Raw genomic sequence first — 19,575 nt, 5'->3', positions numbered from 1 at the left:
TGAACATCAGCTCGTAGCGTTGAGCCGATTATTTCAGCGGCTAGTATAGCGTAAAGAGATGTAAATCTGCCAGAGGTCACATTTTTACATAAAACAGACCGGACAGCGGGTGCTGCCCGGTACGGGCGACGATCTAACGGCTGATAATCAGGCCAGCTGTGGTGGCAGGCAGACGCCGATACCTCCGATTCCGCAGTAGCCGTACGGGTTTTTATGCAGATACTGCTGGTGATCGTCCTCGGCGTAGTAGAACGGTTTCGCGGTGGTGATTTCCGTGGTCACCTCGCGCGTATCGCCCGCTTCACGCATGGCCTGCTGGAAACGCTCAAGGCTGGCGCGCGCGGCGGCATCCTGCTCAGGGGTGAGCGGATAGATAGCCGAGCGGTACTGCGTGCCGTGGTCGTTGCCCTGACGCATGCCCTGCGCCGGGTCGTGGTTTTCCCAGAAGACCTGCAGGAGCTGTTCGTAGCTGATTACCGTCGGGTCGTACACTACGCGTACCGCTTCCGCATGGCCGGTTTCGCCGGAGCAGACTTCGCGGTAGGTTGGATTCGGCGTGTAACCGCCCGTGTAGCCGGCTGCCGTGCTGTAAACGCCAGGCAACTGCCAGAAGAGGCGCTCAACGCCCCAGAAGCAGCCCATAGCGAACAGGGCGATTTCCATGCCATCAGGAACGTTAGTCATGGAATGGCCATTGACGGCGTGTAATGTCGCCACAGGCATAGGGGTGTTGCGTCCCGGTAATGCATCAGCTTGTGAAACCAGATGCTTTTTGTCGAATAAACTCACGGTGGGGCCTCCCGGGGTGCGATGTTTCGGTTAAGGTTGTCACGGCGCGTTTAATTGAACACAATAAATGCGCTGAATGAGTCTAGATTTAATCATAAGAAATATTTGGGTGTTACACCCATTTTCAACCCGAGATTCGGGTTTTTGGCCAACAGGCCGTATTTTGCCGCGGAGCGGCACTTCATTTGCTTCCAGGGTGGAAACAGGGATATTCAGGAGAAAACGTGACAAAAATCCGCCAGTTATGTTTAGTCAGTCTGTTGCTGACAAGCGGGATTGCCAGCGCGGCGAATGTCCGTTTGCAGGTTGAGGGGTTATCCGGGGCGCTACAAAAAAACGTGCGTGCGCAGCTATCGACCATCCAGAGTGATGAGGTGACGCCGGACCGGCGTTTCCGCGCGCGCGTCGATGATGCCATCCGTGAAGGACTAAAAGCGCTGGGGTATTACGAACCCACCATTGATTTCGATCTCCGCCCGCCGCCAAAGAAGGGGCGCCAGGTGCTTATTGCCCGCGTTTCGCCGGGCGAGCCGGTGCTGATTGGCGGCACCAACGTCATCCTGCGCGGCGGGGCGCGTACCGACCGGGATTACCTGGACCTGCTCAGCACGCGGCCGAAAATCGGCACCGTGCTCAACCACGGTGACTACGACCACTTCAAAAAAGAGCTGACCAGCGTTTCCCTGCGTAAGGGCTACTTTGACAGCCAGTTCAATAAAAGCCAGCTGGGCATTGCGCTGGCGCGACGTCAGGCCTTCTGGGATATCGACTACGACAGCGGAGAACGCTACCGCTTTGGCGACGTGACGTTCGAAGGTTCGCAAATTCGTGAAGAGTACCTGCAAAACCTCGTGCCCTTTAAAAAAGGGGATTACTACCAGTCGAGCGACCTGGGAGAGCTGAACCGACGGCTCTCAGCCACCGGCTGGTTTAACTCCGTGGTTGTCGCCCCTGAATTTGATAAGTCTCGCAAAACCAAGGTGTTGCCGCTGCACGGCGTTGTTTCGCCGCGCACCGAGAACACCATAGAAACCGGTGTGGGCTATTCGACGGACGTTGGCCCGCGCGTGAAGGCCACCTGGAAAAAGCCGTGGATGAACTCCTACGGCCATAGCCTGACCACCAGCGCCAGCATTTCCGCCCCGGAACAGCAGCTCGATTTCAGCTATAAAATGCCGCTGCTGAAAAATCCGCTTGAGCAATATTACCTGGTTCAGGGGGGCTTTAAGCGCACCGACCTGAACGATACCGAGTCCGATTCCACCACGCTTGCCGTGTCGCGTTACTGGGATCTCTCCAGCGGCTGGCAGCGCGCCATCAACCTGCGCTGGAGCCTGGATCACTTTACCCAGGCCAACGTCACCAACACCACCATGCTGCTCTATCCTGGGGTGATGATCAGCCGCACCCGCTCGCGCGGCGGCCTGATGCCGACCTGGGGCGATTCCCAGCGTTACTCTATCGATTACTCCAACACCATGTGGGGTTCCGACGTAGATTTCTCGGTGATTCAGGCGCAGAACGTCTGGATCCGCACGCTGTATGACAAGCACCGCTTTGTGGTGCGCGGCAACCTCGGCTGGATTGAAACCGGCGACTTCGACAAGGTCCCGCCGGACCTGCGCTTCTTCGCCGGGGGCGATCGCAGCATCCGCGGCTATAAATACAAATCCATCGCGCCTAAGGACGATGACGGCAAGCTGATCGGTGCCTCTAAGCTGGCTACCGGCTCGCTGGAGTACCAGTACAACGTCAGCGGAAAATGGTGGGGCGCCATGTTCGTCGACGGCGGCGAAGCGGTGAGCGATATCCGCCGCAGCGATTTTAAAACCGGCGCGGGCGTCGGCGTACGCTGGCAGTCACCCGTCGGGCCCATCAAGCTCGATTTCGCCGTGCCGGTGGGCGACAAAGAAGAACACGGATTACAGTTTTACATCGGTCTGGGGCCTGAATTATGAGTTTATGGAAGAAGATAAGCCTCGGGGTGCTGATTTTTATCGTGCTGCTGCTCGGTACGGTGGCGTTTCTGGTGGGAACGACGACCGGGCTGCATTTGCTGTTTAACGCCGCGAACCGCTGGGTGCCGGGGCTGGAGATTGGCCAGGTGACGGGCGGCTGGCGCGACCTGCGCCTGAAGAACATCCGCTATGAGCAGCCGGGCGTGGCGGTGAACGCCGGGGAGTTTCACCTGGCGGTGAAGCTGGGCTGTCTGCGTGACAGCAAGCTCTGCGTCAACGACTTGTCGCTAAAAGACGTCAACGTGGCGATAGATTCGAAGAAAATACCGAAGTCTGCGCCGGTAGAGGAAGAGGACAGCGGTCCGCTGAATCTCTCCACGCCGTATCCGATCGCGCTTTATCGGGTGGCGCTTGATAACGTCAATATCAAAATCGACGACACCACCGTGTCCGTGATGGATTTCAGCTCCGGCCTGCGCTGGCAGGAGAAAAGCCTCACCCTGACGCCAACCTCCCTGCAGGGCTTGCTGATCGCGCTGCCGAAAGTGGCCGACGTGGCGCAGGAAGAGATCGTCGAGCCGAAGATCCAGAACCCGCAGCCGGAAGAGAAGCCGCTGGGCGAAACGCTGAAAGACCTCTTCTCGAAGCCTGTCCTGCCGGAAATGACCGATGTGCATCTGCCGCTGAACCTCAATATTGAAGAGTTCAAAGGCGAGCAGCTGCGCCTGACAGGCGATACCGACCTGACGGTCTATAACATGCTGCTGAAAGTCAGCAGCATTGACGGCAACATGAAGCTCGACGCGCTGGATATCGACACCAATCAGGGTTCGGTGAACGCGTCAGGCAACGCCCTGCTGCGCGACAACTGGCCGGTGGATATCACGCTGAATAGCGCCCTGAACATTGACCCGCTCAAAGGCGAGAAGGTGAAGGTCAAAGTGGGCGGGGCGCTGCGCGAGAAGCTGGATGTCGGGGTCAATCTCTCCGGCCCGGTAGACATGGTCCTGCGTGCGCAAACCCAGCTGGCGGAAGCCGGGCTGCCGCTCAATCTTGAGGTGGTCAGCAAGCAGCTTTACTGGCCATTCACCGGCGAAAAACAGTACCAGGCCGATGACCTGAAGCTGAAGCTGAGCGGCAAGATGACCGACTATACGCTCTCGTTCCGCACCGCAGTGAAGGGGCAGGGCGTGCCGCCCGCGAACATCACCCTGGATGCGAAGGGCAACGAACAGCAGGTTAACCTCGACAAGCTGACCGTCGCGGCGCTGGAAGGCAAAACGGAGTTGACCGCGCTGCTCGACTGGCAGCAGGCGATCAGCTGGCGCGGTGAGCTGAAGCTGACGGGCATTAACACCGCCAAAGAGGTGCCGGACTGGCCGTCGAAGCTGGATGGCCTGATCAAAACCCGCGGCAGCCTGTACGGCGGCACGTGGCAGATGGACGTGCCGGAGATCAAGCTCACCGGGAACGTGAAGCAGAACAAGGTAAACGTTGAAGGCTCGGTGAAAGGCAACAGCTACCTGCAGTGGGTTATCCCGGGTCTGCACGTGGCGCTGGGCCGCAACACGGCGGATATCAAAGGCGAGCTGGGGGTGAAAGATCTCAATCTGGACGCCACCATCGACGCGCCGAATCTGGATAACGCCCTGCCGGGCCTGGGCGGTACGGCGAAGGGGCTCCTGAAGGTGCGCGGCACGGTAGACGCGCCGCAGCTGCTGGCGGACATTACCGCCAATAACCTGCGCTGGCAGGCGCTGAGCGTTGCCCGCGTTCGTGTGGAAGGGGATGTGAAATCCACTGACCAGATCGGCGGAAACCTGAACTTGCGCGTGGAGCGCATTTCTCAGCCGGACGTCAACATCAGCCTGGTCACCCTGGACGCGAAAGGGAACGAGAAGCAGCACGACCTGCAGCTGCGCGTGCAGGGCGAGCCGGTCTCCGGCCAGCTTCACCTGACCGGCAGCTTCGACCGCAAAGAGGAGCGCTGGAAAGGGACGCTGGATAACACCCGTTTCAACACGCCGGTCGGGCCGCTGGCGCTGTCGCGCGCCATCGCGCTGGACTACCGCAACGCCGAGCAGAAGATCAGCATTGGGCCGCACTGCTGGACCAACCCGAATGCGGAACTGTGCGTGCCGCAGACCATCGACGCGGGCGCGGAAGGACGCGCGCAGATCAACCTCAACCGCTTCGATCTGGCGATGCTGAAACCGTTTATGCCGGATACTACCCAGGCCAGCGGCGTCTTCAGCGGAAAAGCCGATGTCGCCTGGGACACCACCAAAGAGGGGCTGCCGCAGGGTAGCGTCACGCTGTCCGGGCGTAACGTGAAGGTGACGCAGGAGGTGAATGACGCGCCGCTGCCGGTGGCCTTCGACACCCTGAACCTGAGCGCGGACCTGCATAACAACCGTGCGGAGCTGGGCTGGCTGATTCGTCTCACCAATAACGGTCAGTTTGACGGCAAGGTTCAAATTACCGACCCACAGGGACGGCGAAATCTGGGCGGCAACGTCACTATCCGCAACTTCAACCTGGCGATGGTGAACCCGATTTTCGCGCGCGGGGAAAAAGCCGAGGGCATGGTGAACGCCAACCTGCGCCTGGCGGGCAATGCGCAAAGCCCACAGCTGTTCGGCCAGCTGCGCCTCAGCGGTGTGGATATTGACGGCAACTTTATGCCGTTTGACATGCAGCCGAGCCAGATCGCGATGAACTTCAACGGCATGAGCTCGACGCTGAGCGGATCGGTACTGACGCAGCAGGGGCAAATCAACCTGAGCGGCGACGCGGACTGGAGCCAGCTCGACAACTGGCGCGCCCGTATTGCCGCGAAGGGCAGTAAGGTGCGCATCACCGTACCGCCGATGGTGCGACTGGACGTCTCGCCTGATGTGGTCTTTGAAGCCACGCCAAGCCTCTTCACGCTTGATGGTCGCGTTGACGTGCCGTGGGCGCGCATCGTGGTTCACGACGTGCCGGAAAGTGCGGTCGGCGTCTCAAGTGATGAAGTTATGCTCAATGAAAATCTGAAACCGGTCGAACAGAAGAGCGCGGGCATACCGATTAATAGTAACCTTATCGTGCACGTGGGGAATAACGTGCGGTTGGATGCGTTTGGGCTGAAGGCGAGGCTTACGGGCGACCTGAAGGTGGCGCAGGATAAACAAGGGCTTGGCCTGAACGGGCAGATCAATATCCCTGAAGGGCGATTCCACGCCTATGGTCAGGATCTGATTGTCCGCAAAGGCGAGCTGCTGTTCTCCGGTCCACCCGATCAACCGCTGCTGAACATCGAAGCGATTCGTAACCCGGAAGCGACGGAAAACGACGTCATTGCCGGGGTACGCGTCACCGGTTCCGCCGACGAACCGAAGGCGGAGATCTTCTCTGACCCGGCGATGTCCCAGCAGGAAGCCCTCTCTTACCTGCTGCGTGGTCAAGGTCTCGACAGCGGTCAGAGCGACAGCGCGGCGATGACCTCGATGTTAGTGGGGCTGGGGGTTGCACAAAGTGGGCAGGTTGTGGGTAAAATCGGCGAGACGTTCGGCGTAAGCAATCTGGCGCTGGACACCCAGGGCGTGGGTGACTCCTCGCAGGTGGTGGTCAGCGGCTATGTACTGCCGGGTCTGCAGGTAAAATATGGTGTGGGGATCTTTGACTCACTGGCAACACTCACGTTACGCTATCGCCTGATGCCTAAGCTATATCTGGAAGCAGTGTCCGGCGTAGACCAGGCACTTGATCTGCTCTATCAGTTTGAGTTTTAGCAATGCGAATATTTGTCTACGGCAGTTTACGAACCAGGCAAGGCAACAGTCACTGGATGACCAATGCCCAGCTACTGGGGAATTACAATATCGAGAACTACCAGTTGTACAGCCTGGGCCACTATCCAGGCGCGGTTCCGGGCGAAGGAACAGTACAGGGTGAAGTTTATCGTATTGATAACGCGACGCTTGCCGAACTTGATGCCTTGCGCACCAGGGGCGGTGAATACGCACGCCAGTTGATCCAGACGCCGTACGGAAGCGCGTGGATGTATGTCTACCAGCGTCCAGTCGACGGGTTAACGCGGATCGTAAGCGGTAACTGGTTAGACAGAGACCAGTACTGAAAAACGACAACGCCACCGTAAGGTGGCGTTGTTTTTTGTGTCTGGCAGTAAGAATTACTTCTTAGCAGCGCGCTCGAAAGAGGCGATGATTTCCGCTTTCGCTGCTTCTGCGTTGTCCCAGCCGTCAACTTTAACCCACTTGCCTTTTTCGAGGTCTTTGTAGTGCTCGAAGAAGTGAGTGATCTGCGCTTTCAGCAGCTCTGGCAGGTCGTTCACATCTTTGATGTGATCGTACTCTTTGCTCAGCTTGGTGTGCGGTACCGCAACCAGCTTCGCATCTTCACCGGATTCGTCGGTCATTTTCAGCACGCCAACTGGACGGCAGCGAATCACTGCGCCTGGCTGCAGTGGGTATGGCGTTGGGACCAGCACGTCAACCGGGTCACCGTCCAGAGACAGGGTGTGGTTGATGTAACCGTAGTTGCACGGATAGAACATCGCGGTAGACATGAAGCGGTCTACGAACAGGGCGCCGCTCTCTTTGTCCACTTCGTATTTGATCGGATCTGCGTTAGCCGGGATTTCGATAACTACGTAGATGTCTTCTGGCAGTTCTTTACCCGCTGGGACGTTGAGTAAGCTCATGTCGGTGTCCTTTAAAATGGATGGTAAACAAGTGGCAGGTATTATAGCCAACTCGCGCTGAATGTCTCCGCCTGTTTTCGCCTTCTCTCCACGTTCTTCCCACTTTTCAGACCGATTCCATGACAGAAAAATCCATAAACTCAGCCGCATTTTTCATGGAGAAATGAAAGCGATTACAAACTTGTGATTAACGTTTTATTCACTTTTCTGAAGTGTGATGTAACGCAATTCGTTACATATTTCATGGGCTATAGTCATTCCGCAGAACATCTTTTAACCAACAATAACTCACCCTACGAGGACGTTCATATGTGGAAGCGCTTACTCCTTGTCACAGCAGTTTCGGCAGCCATGTCGTCTATGGCGATGGCCGCTCCCTTAACCGTAGGTTTTTCGCAGGTCGGCTCTGAATCTGGCTGGCGAGCGGCAGAAACCAACGTGGCGAAAAGCGAAGCTCAGAAACGCGGCATTACCCTGAAAATCGCCGATGGTCAGCAAAAACAAGAGAATCAGATCAAAGCCGTGCGCTCCTTTATCGCCCAGGGCGTGGATGCCATCTTTATTGCACCCGTCGTGGCGACCGGCTGGGAACCCGTCCTGAAGGAAGCGAAAGACGCTGAAATCCCGGTCTTCCTGCTCGATCGTTCCATCGACGTCAAAGACAAATCTCTCTATATGACCACCGTGACGGCCAACAACGTGCTGGAAGGGCAGTTAATTGGCGACTGGCTGATAAAACAGGTCGACGGCAAGCCGTGTAACGTTGTTGAACTGCAGGGCACCGTCGGGGCGAGCGTGGCCATCGACCGTAAAAAAGGCTTTGCTGAAGCCATCGCGAAAGCGCCAAACATCAAGATTATCCGCTCTCAGTCCGGCGACTTTACCCGCAGCAAAGGTAAAGAGGTGATGGAGAGCTTTATTAAGGCTGAAAACAACGGCAAGAACATCTGCATGATTTACGCCCACAACGATGACATGGCGATCGGTGCGATTCAGGCAATTAAAGAAGCGGGCCTGAAGCCGGGCAAAGATATCCTCACCGGCTCTATCGACGGCGTGCCTGATATCTACAAAGCGATGATCGACGGCGAAGCCAACGCCAGCGTGGAGCTGACGCCAAACATGGCCGGCCCGGCATTCGATGCGCTGGAGAAATTCAAGAAAGACGGCACGATGCCGGAGAAAGTGACGGTCACCAAATCCACGCTCTACCTGCCTGACACGGCGAAAGAAGAGTTAGAGAAGAAGAAAAATATGGGCTACTAAGCCTGTCTGAACATGCCGGGTGACGCTGCGCTTACCCGGCCTACGATACGCTCTTTTGTAGGCCGGATAAGCGTAGCGCCTTCCGGCTTGATGCAGGGGGAAACCATGACCACTGAACAACACCAGGAAATCCTCCGCACAGAGGGCTTGAGTAAATTCTTCCCCGGCGTAAAGGCGCTGGATAACGTTGATTTCAGCCTGCGGCGCGGGGAGATCATGGCGCTGCTGGGGGAAAACGGCGCGGGAAAATCGACGCTGATTAAATCTCTGACCGGCGTTTATCACGCCGACCGCGGCACCATCTGGCTGGAAGGCAACGCCATTTCGCCCAAAAACACCGCCCATGCCCAGCAGTTGGGGATCGGGACGGTATACCAGGAAGTGAACCTGCTGCCGAATATGTCGGTGGCGGATAACCTGTTTATTGGCCGTGAGCCACGACGCTTTGGCCTGCTGCGCCGTAAAGAGATGGAGGCGCGGGCGACAAAGCTGATGGAATCCTACGGCTTCTCTCTCGACGTTCGCGAGCCGCTGAACCGCTTTTCCGTGGCGATGCAGCAGATCGTCGCCATTTGCCGCGCGATCGATCTCTCGGCAAAGGTGCTGATCCTCGACGAACCCACCGCCAGCCTCGATACCCAGGAGGTGGAAATGCTCTTTACCCTGATGCGCCAGCTGCGCGATCAGGGCGTCAGCCTGATCTTCGTTACCCACTTCCTCGATCAGGTGTACGAGGTGAGCGACCGCATTACGGTGCTGCGCAACGGCAGCTTTGTCGGCTGCCGTGAAACCCGCGAGCTGCCGCAGATCGAGCTGGTCAAAATGATGCTGGGCCGCGAGCTGGAGACCAACGCCCTTCAGCGCGCGGGCCGCACGCTGCTGAGCGAGAAGCCGGTCGCCGCGTTCAGCGATTACGGCAAAAAAGGGGTCATCTCGCCATTTAACCTTGAGGTGCGGCCGGGCGAAATTGTCGGGCTGGCGGGCCTGCTGGGCTCGGGCCGAACCGAGACCGCCGAGGTGATCTTCGGGATCAAGCCCGCCGACAGCGGCAGCGCGCTGATCAAGGGCAAACCGCAAACCCTGCGATCGCCGCATCAGGCCTCCTGTCTGGGTGTGGGTTTCTGCCCGGAAGACAGGAAAACGGACGGCATTATTGCCGCCGCCTCGGTGCGGGAAAATATCATTCTGGCGCTTCAGGCGCAGCGCGGCTGGCTGCGGCCGATCCCACGCAAAGAGCAGAACGCCATTGCTGAGCGCTTTATCCGCCAGCTCGGCATCCGCACCCCGAGCGCGGAACAGCCCATCGAGTTCCTCTCCGGTGGTAACCAGCAGAAAGTGCTGCTCTCCCGCTGGTTGCTGACCAAACCCCAGTTCCTGATCCTCGACGAACCGACCCGCGGCATTGACGTAGGGGCGCACGCCGAAATTATCCGGCTTATCGAAACCCTGTGCGCAGACGGTCTGGCCCTGCTGGTCATTTCGTCCGAGCTGGAAGAGCTGGTGGGCTATGCCGATCGCGTCATCATCATGCGCGATCGTAAACAGGTGGCAGAGATCCCGCTGGATAAGCTGTCCGTTCCGGCGATCATGAATGCCATCGCGGCATAAGGAGTGAATCGTGATGTCCCGTTCGCTTTCGCAAACCGGTGAGTCAAAGCGCCGCTTCAGCTGGCCGACCGGCACGCCGCAAATCGCGGCGCTGCTGGTGGTTTTACTGGTGGATAGCCTGGTCGCGCCGCATTTCTTCCAGATTATCGTGCAGGATGGCCGCCTGTTTGGCAGCCCGATAGATATTTTAAACCGCGCCGCGCCCGTGGCGCTGCTGGCCATCGGGATGACGCTGGTCATCGCCACCGGCGGGATTGATCTCTCCGTCGGCGCGGTGATGGCTATCGCCGGGGCCACGGCAGCCTCCATGACCGTGGCCGGGCATAGCCTGCCGGTGGTCCTGCTGGCGGCATTAGGCACTGGCGTGCTGGCCGGATTATGGAACGGCATTCTGGTGGCGGTGCTGCAAATCCAGCCCTTTGTCGCCACGCTCATTTTAATGGTGGCCGGGCGCGGCGTCGCGCAGCTAATTACCTCCGGACAGATTGTCACCTTTAACTCGCCGAGCCTGGCGTGGCTCGGCAGCGGCAACCTTCTGTTCTTCCCGACGCCGGTGATGATTGCCCTGGTGACGCTCGTGGTGTTCTGGCTTTTCACCCGCAAAACGGCGCTGGGCATGTTCATTGAGGCCGTCGGGATCAACATTCGCGCCGCGCGCAACGCCGGGGTTAACACGCGGCTGATGGTGATGCTGACCTACGTGCTGAGCGGTATTTGCGCTGCCATCGCCGGCGTGATCGTCGCGGCGGATATTCGCGGAGCCGATGCCAACAACGCCGGGCTCTGGCTGGAGCTGGATGCGATCCTGGCGGTGGTCATCGGCGGCGGGTCGCTGATGGGCGGGCGCTTTAACCTGCTGCTCTCGGCGATCGGCGCGCTGATCATTCAGGGCATGAACACCGGGATCCTGCTCTCGGGATTCCAGCCGGAACTCAACCAGGTGGTGAAAGCGGTGGTCGTGCTCTGCGTGCTGATCGTCCAGTCGCCGCGCTTTGTCAGCATCATTAAGGGGATCCGTGGCCATGATAAAACGTAATTTACCGCTAATGATCACGCTGGGCGTGTTTGTGCTGGGCTATCTCTACTGCCTGACCCAGTTCCCGGGGTTTGCCTCGACGCGCGTGATCTGCAATATCCTGACCGATAACGCCTTTTTAGGCATCATCGCCGTCGGCATGACCTTTGTGATCCTCTCCGGCGGGATCGACCTCTCCGTCGGCTCGGTGATCGCGTTTACGGGCGTGTTCCTCGCGAAAGCGATCGGCTTCTGGGGCATCTCACCGCTGCTGGCGTTCCCGCTGGTGCTGGCGATGGGCTGTGCGTTTGGCGCCTTTATGGGGCTGCTGATCGACGCGTTAAAAATTCCTGCGTTTATCATTACCCTCGCGGGGATGTTCTTCCTGCGCGGGGTGAGCTACCTGGTGTCGGAAGAGTCGATTCCCATTAACCATCCGGTGTACGACACGCTCTCCAGCCTGGCGTGGAAAATCCCCGGCGGCGGCCGCCTGAGCGCGATGGGGCTGCTGATGCTGGGCGTGGTAGTGATTGGCATCTTCCTCGCCCACCGCACCCGGTTTGGCAATCAGGTTTACGCTATTGGCGGCAACGCCACGTCGGCCAACCTGATGGGGATCTCGACCCGCAGCACCACCATCCGCATCTATATGCTCTCGACCGGCCTGGCGACGCTGGCGGGGATCGTCTTCTCGGTGTATACCCAGGCGGGCTATGCCCTTGCAGGCGTTGGCGTGGAACTGGATGCGATTGCTTCTGTGGTCATCGGCGGCACGCTGCTCAGCGGCGGCGTGGGGACGGTGCTGGGGACGCTGTTCGGCGTGGCGATTCAGGGGCTGATCCAGACCTATATCAACTTTGACGGCACGCTCAGCTCCTGGTGGACGAAGATCGCCATCGGCATTCTGCTGTTTATTTTTATTGCCCTGCAGCGCGGCCTGACGGTGCTCTGGGAGAACCGTCAAAGCTCGCCTGTTACCCGCGTGAACACATCGGTAACAGAGCGATAACATGCTGAAAGTCTAAACATTTTCCGGTAGCGGCCGATACTCTTTTTTTATGCCCAGAAATATCTCGCTACCGGAAATAATATCATGCTGAAAACGCTATCGATTCGTACCGGCTTGCTCTCTTTACTGGCCGTTATGACCCTTCTGCTGCTGATTGTCAGCGGCATTGGCATTTATGCCCTCACACAGAGTTCTTCTTCGCTGCAGCGTATTAATCACCTTCAGGGTGAGCAGATGGTGCAGCTTAATTCAGGCTATACGCTGATCCTGCGCGCGCGCAATGAAGCGGGACAGGCCGTTCGCATGATGGAAATCGGCATGCTGGACGATGCGGCCAGCGCGGTAAAAAACATCAATCAGGAAGTCGCCCTGGCCCAGAAAACGCTGAAGGGCGTGATCGACGGCGGCGTGGCTGACGAGCAGGGGCAGCAGCTGCTCGATAAAGTGGCAGCCAGCCTGGCGGCGTATAACCAGCAGGGGATCAACCCGATGCTGAAAACCCTCAATGACCAGAGCGCGGACGGGTATTACGACCTGCTGGAGAAGACGCTGATCCCGCTGGCGTCAGCGTTTGATAACGACATGCAGGCGTTTCAGAAATGGAGCGAAGCGCGAGGTCAGGCGGAAGTGAGTGCCGTGCAGGCGAGCAAAACCCGCGTCCTGATCCTGATTATCGTGGCGGCGCTGCTGACGGCGGGCATTATCGTGCTGGCCTGGCTGGCGCTGCGCCATATGCTGCTCAAGCCGCTCTCGGCGTCGATTGCTCAGCTGGAGAACGTGGCGGCGGGCGATTTAACCCATACGCTGGCCGCGCCCGCGAGCCAGGAGTTTAACCGCCTTAACGCGGTCATTGAGGAGATGCGTCAGTCGCTGATGAACTCGGTTCTGCGGGTACGCGATGCCAGCGCGCAGATTGACACCGGCAGCCGCGAGCTGACGCTGGGGAACCGGGATCTCGCCGAGCGAACGGAATCCACCGCCACGTCGCTGGAGCAGACGGCGGCCAGCATGGAACAGATCACCGCCACGGTGAAGCTCAACGCCGATAACGCCGAGCAGGCGCACCAGCTGGCGAAGTCGGTGTCCGACACGGCCGATCACGGCAGCGAAATGGTCTGCTACGTGATTGAAAAAATGCGCGATATCTCCGGCAGCTCGGCGCGCATCGCTGACATCCTGAGCGTGATCGACGGCATTGCCTTCCAGACCAATATCCTGGCGCTTAACGCCTCCGTAGAGGCGGCGCGCGCGGGCGAGCAGGGGCGCGGGTTTGCCGTCGTCGCGGGCGAGGTGCGAAACCTTGCCAGCCGCAGCGCCGACGCGGCGAAGGAGATTCGTTCTCTTATCAGTGATTCGCAAACCCACGTTAACGAGGGCAGCGAGCTGGCCCAGCAGGCGGGCGAAACGATGGATGAGATCGCAACAGAAGTGCTGCGCATGACCAAACTGATGCGTGAGATTGCGACCGCGTCTCAGGAGCAGAGCCGCGGCATTGAGCAGGTGAATATTGCGGTAAACCAGATGGACGAAACCGCGCAGCAGAATGCGGCGCTGGTGCAGCAATCCTCTGCCGCGACCCGCTCCCTTGAGGAGCAGTCGCGTCAGCTGATGGAAGCCATGTCATCATTCAAAGTGACGACTCAGAACGCGGCATAATATTACCCAGCCCCGGTACGTTCTGTGCCGGGGTTTTATTCCTTCCGGAATTAAGCGCCCCAATATTATCGTGAATTTCGCCCATTAATATTTCCAGCGAGCTGGTTAAGGCTAATGCTTTTTCAGTCGGCTCAAGATATAAGCCTTTGCGGAGAAATAACGGCTCATCAAAGAGTTGATTAAAACGCTTTAATGCCAGACTCACCGCAGGGCGTGACATCTCCAGACGCAAAGAGGCCTTTGCCATGCTGCCGCAGCGGACGATTTCAATAAATACAGGGATAAGATTTAAATCAATGCCGGTATTAGCACGGGAATAATTTTTCATTGCGTTTCTGCTCCACGAAATATCTGTCAAACTGTTATGGAAATAATGCAGGAGCAGTGGCGAATATTAAAGCGTGTTTTTTATAAACACTTATACGGTAAAATATATAAATGAACAGGGGAGCCGGATCGGCTCCCCTGAAGAGAGGGATTACGCGTCCGGGTACTCGCGGATAAAGCGTTCAACGTCTTCAACCATGTGGTTGTTGCCGACGAAGAACGAACGGCGCTGGTGAAGGCTTTCCGGCACGATCTCCAGAATACGCTCTTTACCGTCGCTCGCCTTACCGCCCGCCTGTTCGGCCAGGAACGCCATCGGGTTGCATTCGTACAGCAGACGCAGTTTCCCGTCCGGGTGGCTGGCGGTGCTTGGGTAGAGGTAGATGCCGCCTTTCAGCAGGTTACGGTGGAAATCCGCGACCAGAGAGCCAATATAGCGGGACGTGTACGGGCGCTGCGTCGCTTTATCTTCTTCCTGGCAGAATTTGATGTACTTCTTCACGCCGTTCGGGAAGCGGATGTAGTTACCTTCGTTAATGGAGTAGGTATTGCCCTTCTCCGGGAAGCGCATGCGTTCCTGGCTCAGACAGAAAACGCCCAGGGAAGGATCGTACGTAAAGGCGTGTACCCCGCAACCGGTGGTGTAGACCAGCATGGTGGAGGAGCCATAGACGACGTAACCGGCAGCAACCTGATTAATGCCCGGCTGCAGGAAATCTTCTTCGGTCACCGGCGTGCCAACAGGCGTGACGCGGCGGTAGATGGAGAAAATGGTACCGACAGAAACGTTAACATCAATGTTGGAGGAGCCGTCGAGCGGATCCATCAGAACAACGTATTTCGCGTGTTCACACCCTTCGAAAACAACAATTTCATCTTCTTCTTCGGAGGCGATACCCGCAACGATGTCGCGCGCGCGCAGTGCAGCTTTCAGTTTTTCATTTGCGAACAGATCGAGTTTCTGTTGAACCTCGCCCTGAACGTTCTCGGCACCGCTGGCACCCAGGATATCGACCAGACCGGCCTTGTTGATATCACGGTGGATGATCTTAGCGCCCAGCTTTATTGCCGACAGTAAAGCAGTGAGTTCACCGGTAGCATGAGAGAACTCGTGCTGCTTTTCGACAATAAATTCACCTAACGTTTTCATAACACTTTCCCTGCATCTTTGTGAGTAGAGCGATTGTATGTTCACTAAAACGACTAAAGCCCAACAATCTTAACAAATATTCAAATAGTAGCGCAGAGGTGAATCGCGCCAGCAACATACGGATTTACCTGAAATGCGTTTCACAGCCGCTAACATGTGAGTAAAATGTGCGCCACATTGAAGAAGGATAGTGACGTATGCGCATTCATATATTGGGGATTTGTGGCACTTTCATGGGCGGACTGGCAATGCTGGCGCGCTCGCTGGGCCATGAGGTGACAGGTTCGGACGCCAATGTGTATCCGCCAATGAGCACACTTCTGGAGAAACAGGGCATCTCTCTTATTCAGGGCTACGATGCCAGCCAGCTGGATCCCGAGCCGGACCTGGTGATTATTGGCAACGCCATGACCCGCGGCAATCCGTGCGTTGAGGCGGTACTGGAACGCAATATTCCGTTCATGTCCGGCCCGCAGTGGCTGCATGACTTCGTCCTGCGCGACCGCTGGGTGGTTGCCGTTGCCGGTACCCACGGCAAAACGACCACCGCGGGCATGGCGACCTGGATCCTCGAAGCCTGCGGCTACAAGCCGGGCTTCGTCATCGGCGGCGTACCGGGTAATTTCGACGTCTCTGCGCGTCTGGGAGACAGCCCGTTCTTTGTGATCGAAGCCGACGAGTATGACTGCGCGTTCTTCGACAAGCGCTCCAAGTTCGTGCACTACTGCCCGCGCACGCTGATCCTCAACAACCTTGAGTTTGACCACGCGGATATTTTTGACGATCTGAAAGCCATTCAGAAACAGTTCCACCACCTGGTGCGCATTGTTCCGGGCCAGGGCCGCATCATCCTGCCGGAAAACGACATCAACCTGAAGCAGACCCTGGCGATGGGCTGCTGGAGCGAGCAGGAGCTGGTGGGCGAGCAGGGCCACTGGCAGGCGAAGAAACTCAACGCCGATGCCTCCGAGTGGGAAGTGCTGCTCGACGGCGAAAAAGTGGGCGAGGTGAAGTGGGGCCTGGTGGGCGAACACAACATGCACAACGGCCTGATGGCGATTGCGGCAGCGCGTCACGTGGGCGTTCAGCCTGCGGATGCGGCCAATGCGCTGGGTTCGTTTATCAATGCCCGCCGCCGTCTGGAGCTGCGCGGTGAAGCCCACGGCGTCACCGTGTATGACGATTTCGCGCACCACCCAACGGCCATTCTGGCGACGCTTGCCGCCCTGCGTGGCAAAGTTGGCGGTACCGCGCGCATTCTGGCGGTGCTGGAACCGCGCTCGAACACCATGAAGATGGGCATCTGCAAAGACGATCTCGCGCCGTCGTTAGGACGTGCCGACGAAGTCTTCCTGCTGCAGCCGCAGCATATTCCGTGGCAGGTGGCGGAAGTGGCCGATGCCTGCATTCAGCCGGCACACTAGAGTGCAGATGTGGATACGCTCGCGGATATGGTGGTGAAAGCCGCTCAGCCCGGCGACCATATTCTGGTGATGAGCAACGGCGGTTTTGGTGGGATCCATCAGAAGCTGCTGGACGGGCTGGCGAAGAAAGCGGAAGCGGCCGCCGAGGCGTAAAAAAAGCCCGGTGGCGCTAGCGCTTACCGGGCCTACGTTCTTTTCCCCTCGCCCCTTCGGGGTGAGGGGAACGGATTACTCTTCGTTCTCAGACAGCTCGCGCAGATACTGGAAAATCAGGCGCGCAGACTTCGGCGGCTTATTCCCTTCTTTCTCTTTCTTCGCGTTGCGGATCAAGGAACGCAGCTGCTGGCGGTCGGCATCCGGCCACAGGTTCAGCACTTCCGGTACGGCGTCATCACCCTGTTCAATCAGACGATCGCGGATCTGCTCCAGCTTATGGAACAGCGCAACCTGCTGGTTGTGGCGGTTTTTCAGCTTGTCCAGCGCCTGGCGGATCGGATCGACGTCGCGCTGACGCAGCATTTTCCCGATAAGCTGAAGCTGGCGACGACGGCCTTCTTTTTTGATTTTCTGTGCCAGTTCAATGGCATCGCGCAGATCCTGGTCGAGCGGGATCTTATCCAGCGCGTTTTTACCCAGTTCTACCATTTCCGCGCCAAGCTGTTTTAACTCTTCGGCGTCACGTTTAATTTCACTTTTACTGACCCAGATGATCTCATCATCTTCGTCTTCGATGTCATCACCGGGAACGTCGTCGAGCCAGTCTTCGGGCTGCTTAGTCATGTCAGGCTCCTTAAAAAAAGAGGCTAATGTTACCAGTTAAGACGCGCACTGAAAAACGGTTCTCTGTTAGACTTCAGTTAACTCTCTCTTACAGTATGGCATTTGCGATGAAAGTAACCTCACAAGTTGAAGCGCAGCGTAAGATTCTGGAAGAAGCCGTCTCCACCGCGCTGATGCTTGCTTCAGAAAAATCAGATGGCGCCGAAGTGGCGGTCAGCAAAACCACCGGCATTAGCGTGAGCACCCGCTATGGCGAAGTGGAGAATGTTGAATTCAACAGCGACGGCGCGCTGGGTATCACGGTATACCACCAGAATCGCAAAGGCAGTGCGTCATCCACCGATCTCAGTCCGGATGCCATCGCCCGTACGGTGCAGGCCGCGCTGGATATCGCCCGTTATACCTCGCCGGATCCTTACGCCGGCGTGGCGGATAAAGATCTGCTGGCGTTTGACGCGCCGGATCTCGACCTGTTCCATCCGGCGGAAGTGACGCCGGACGAAGCGATTGAGCTGGCCGCCCGCGCCGAGCAGGCGTCCCTGCAGGCCGACAAGCGCATCACCAATACCGAAGGCGGCAGCTTTAACAGCCACTACGGCATCAAAGTCTTCGGCAACAGCCACGGCATGCTGCAGGGCTACTGTTCTACCCGCCACTCGCTCTCCAGCTGCGTCATCGCCGAAGAGAACGGTGACATGGAGCGTGACTACGCCTACACCATTGGCCGCGCGCTGGGGGATTTGCAGTCTCCTGAGTGGGTGGGTAAAGAGTGCGCCGAACGCACGCTGTCTCGCCTGTCGCCGCGCAAGCTCTCCACCATGAAAGCGCCGGTGATTTTTGCCAACGAAGTGGCGACCGGTCTGTTTGGCCATCTGGTGGGCGCTATCGCGGGCGGCTCCGTTTACCGTAAATCGACCTTCCTGCTCGACTCGCTGGGCAAGCAGATCCTGCCGGAATGGCTCACCATCGAAGAGCATCCGCACCTGCTGAAAGGCCTGGCCTCCACGCCGTTCGACAGCGAAGGCGTGCGCACCGAGCGTCGTGACATCGTGAAAGACGGCATTCTGACCCAGTGGCTTCTGACCAACTACTCCGCGCGCAAGCTGGGGCTGAAAAGCACCGGGCACGCGGGCGGCATTCACAACTGGCGCATTGCCGGGCAGGGCCTCAACTTTGAGCAGATGCTGAAAGAGATGGGCACCGGTCTGGTGGTGACCGAGCTGATGGGTCAGGGCGTCAGCGGCATCACCGGCGATTACTCTCGCGGCGCGGCGGGCTTCTGGGTTGAAAACGGCGAAATCCAGTATCCGGTGAGCGAAATCACCATCGCTGGCAACCTGAAGGACATGTGGCGCAATATCGTTACGGTCGGTAACGATATTGAAACACGCAGCAATATACAGTGTGGTTCTGTATTACTCCCGGAAATGAAAATCGCCGGACAATAGAGATAGCGTTTTGTTAATAATAAAAAAGGAAGTGAGCAATGCGTAAACATCTGTTAGCGATCGTCGCGGCTTCAACGCTGGTTCTTGGCTCTTCTGCGTTTGCTGCCGATCTTGAAGACGACATGGGCATCCTCGGGCAAAACCTGAAGGTGGTGCAGAAAACCGACAATGCGGCGGAAATGAAAGACGCGCTGACCAAAATGCGTGAAGCGGCGCTGGACGCACAAAAAGCGACGCCTCCTAAACTGGAAAGCAAAGCGGCAGACAGCGCAGAGATGAAAGACTACCGTCATGGCTTTGACGTGCTGGTCGGCCAGATCGACGGCGCGCTGAAGCTCGCTAACGAAGGCAAAGTGAAGGAAGCCCAGGCGGCGGCCGAGCAGTTTGTGACGACCCGTAATACGTATCACAAGAAATACCGTTAACCGATCGCGCATCTG

Annotated in this window: 15 protein-coding genes and 1 pseudogene; 11 read left to right on the top strand and 5 right to left on the bottom strand. The window is 57.8% G+C overall.

Going from position 1 to position 19,575, the window contains the following annotated elements:
* Nucleotides 1-147: 147 nt before the first annotated feature.
* A complete protein-coding gene (gene msrA, locus LLF79_RS17615) occupies nt 148-789 on the bottom strand; it encodes a peptide-methionine (S)-S-oxide reductase MsrA (protein ID WP_008501428.1) in 642 nt (213 codons plus the stop codon).
* Nucleotides 790-1,013: 224 nt separating this feature from the next.
* Between msrA and tamA the strand changes: the two genes are divergently transcribed.
* The 3 genes from tamA to LLF79_RS17600 are packed head-to-tail and all read left to right on the top strand — an operon-like array spanning nt 1,014 to nt 6,867.
* Nucleotides 1,014-2,747, top strand: a complete 1,734-nt coding sequence (gene tamA / locus LLF79_RS17610) for an autotransporter assembly complex protein TamA (protein ID WP_008501426.1) — start codon at nt 1,014-1,016, stop codon at nt 2,745-2,747.
* Nucleotides 2,744-6,520, top strand: coding sequence for an autotransporter assembly complex protein TamB (tamB, locus tag LLF79_RS17605; protein WP_227880046.1), 3,777 nt, complete (start codon nt 2,744-2,746; stop codon nt 6,518-6,520). The genes tamA and tamB overlap by 4 nt, the downstream gene beginning before the upstream one ends.
* 2 nt (nt 6,521-6,522) lie before the next feature.
* On the top strand, nt 6,523-6,867 hold the full coding sequence (locus tag LLF79_RS17600; RefSeq protein WP_008501424.1) for a gamma-glutamylcyclotransferase: 345 nt from the start codon (nt 6,523-6,525) through the stop codon (nt 6,865-6,867).
* Between the two features lie 54 nt (nt 6,868-6,921).
* Here the strand turns inward: LLF79_RS17600 and ppa are convergent, their stop codons facing one another.
* Nucleotides 6,922-7,452, bottom strand: a complete 531-nt coding sequence (gene ppa / locus LLF79_RS17595; RefSeq protein WP_008501423.1) for an inorganic diphosphatase — start codon at nt 7,450-7,452, stop codon at nt 6,922-6,924.
* Nucleotides 7,453-7,761: 309 nt separating this feature from the next.
* Here ppa and ytfQ point away from each other — a divergent pair, with 309 nt between their 5' ends.
* The 5 genes from ytfQ (at nt 7,762) to LLF79_RS17570 (ending at nt 14,006) form a co-directional block, all read left to right on the top strand.
* Nucleotides 7,762-8,718 carry a galactofuranose ABC transporter substrate-binding protein YtfQ gene (ytfQ, locus tag LLF79_RS17590; RefSeq protein ID WP_227880040.1) on the top strand — a complete coding sequence of 319 codons (957 nt, stop codon included), beginning with the start codon at nt 7,762-7,764 and terminating at the stop codon, nt 8,716-8,718.
* 105 nt (nt 8,719-8,823) lie between these two features.
* Nucleotides 8,824-10,326 (top strand): galactofuranose ABC transporter, ATP-binding protein YtfR, encoded by a 1,503-nt coding sequence (gene ytfR, locus LLF79_RS17585; RefSeq protein ID WP_008501421.1) that lies wholly within the window; start codon nt 8,824-8,826, stop codon nt 10,324-10,326.
* 10 nt (nt 10,327-10,336) lie between these two features.
* Nucleotides 10,337-11,362 carry a galactofuranose ABC transporter, ATP-binding protein YtfT gene (gene ytfT, locus LLF79_RS17580; protein ID WP_227880036.1) on the top strand — a complete coding sequence of 342 codons (1,026 nt, stop codon included), beginning with the start codon at nt 10,337-10,339 and terminating at the stop codon, nt 11,360-11,362.
* Nucleotides 11,349-12,350, top strand: coding sequence for a galactofuranose ABC transporter, permease protein YjfF (yjfF, locus tag LLF79_RS17575; protein WP_032675830.1), 1,002 nt, complete (start codon nt 11,349-11,351; stop codon nt 12,348-12,350). Before ytfT ends, yjfF begins: the two co-directional genes overlap by 14 nt.
* Nucleotides 12,351-12,434: 84 nt before the next feature.
* Nucleotides 12,435-14,006 carry a methyl-accepting chemotaxis protein gene (locus LLF79_RS17570; RefSeq protein ID WP_021240693.1) on the top strand — a complete coding sequence of 524 codons (1,572 nt, stop codon included), beginning with the start codon at nt 12,435-12,437 and terminating at the stop codon, nt 14,004-14,006.
* On the opposite strand, the gene LLF79_RS17565 is transcribed toward LLF79_RS17570, so the two are convergent.
* Entirely contained in the window at nt 13,978-14,334 is a 357-nt protein-coding gene (locus LLF79_RS17565) for a LysR family transcriptional regulator (protein ID WP_008501417.1), read from the bottom strand. The two genes, LLF79_RS17570 and LLF79_RS17565, sit on opposite strands and share 29 nt — an antisense overlap.
* Nucleotides 14,335-14,484: 150 nt before the next feature.
* Nucleotides 14,485-15,483 (bottom strand): class 1 fructose-bisphosphatase, encoded by a 999-nt coding sequence (gene fbp, locus LLF79_RS17560; protein ID WP_008501416.1) that lies wholly within the window; start codon nt 15,481-15,483, stop codon nt 14,485-14,487.
* Between the two features lie 197 nt (nt 15,484-15,680).
* On the opposite strand from fbp, the pseudogene mpl reads away from it, so the two are divergent.
* Nucleotides 15,681-17,060: pseudogene (mpl, locus tag LLF79_RS17555) on the top strand (UDP-N-acetylmuramate:L-alanyl-gamma-D-glutamyl-meso-diaminopimelate ligase).
* 75 nt (nt 17,061-17,135) lie between these two features.
* On the opposite strand, the gene yjgA reads toward mpl, so the two are convergent.
* Nucleotides 17,136-17,687 (bottom strand): ribosome biogenesis factor YjgA, encoded by a 552-nt coding sequence (yjgA, locus tag LLF79_RS17550; RefSeq protein ID WP_008501414.1) that lies wholly within the window; start codon nt 17,685-17,687, stop codon nt 17,136-17,138.
* A 95-nt stretch (nt 17,688-17,782) separates the two neighbouring features.
* Here yjgA and pmbA point away from each other — a divergent pair, with 95 nt between their 5' ends.
* The gene (gene pmbA / locus LLF79_RS17545; protein WP_008501413.1) at nt 17,783-19,135 is read left to right on the top strand and encodes a metalloprotease PmbA; all 1,353 of its coding nucleotides are present in this window, start codon (nt 17,783-17,785) and stop codon (nt 19,133-19,135) included.
* A gap of 38 nt (nt 19,136-19,173) precedes the next feature.
* The gene (gene cybC, locus LLF79_RS17540; RefSeq protein WP_008501412.1) at nt 19,174-19,560 is read left to right on the top strand and encodes a cytochrome b562; all 387 of its coding nucleotides are present in this window, start codon (nt 19,174-19,176) and stop codon (nt 19,558-19,560) included.
* Nucleotides 19,561-19,575 lie beyond the last annotated feature (15 nt).

The organism is Enterobacter cloacae complex sp. 2021EL-01169 (assembly GCF_020733125.1).
Lineage (GTDB): Bacteria > Pseudomonadota > Gammaproteobacteria > Enterobacterales > Enterobacteriaceae > Enterobacter > Enterobacter roggenkampii.
The sequence above is the reverse complement of the archived record's forward strand: the minus strand, read 5'-3'. Positions and strand labels throughout refer to the sequence as shown.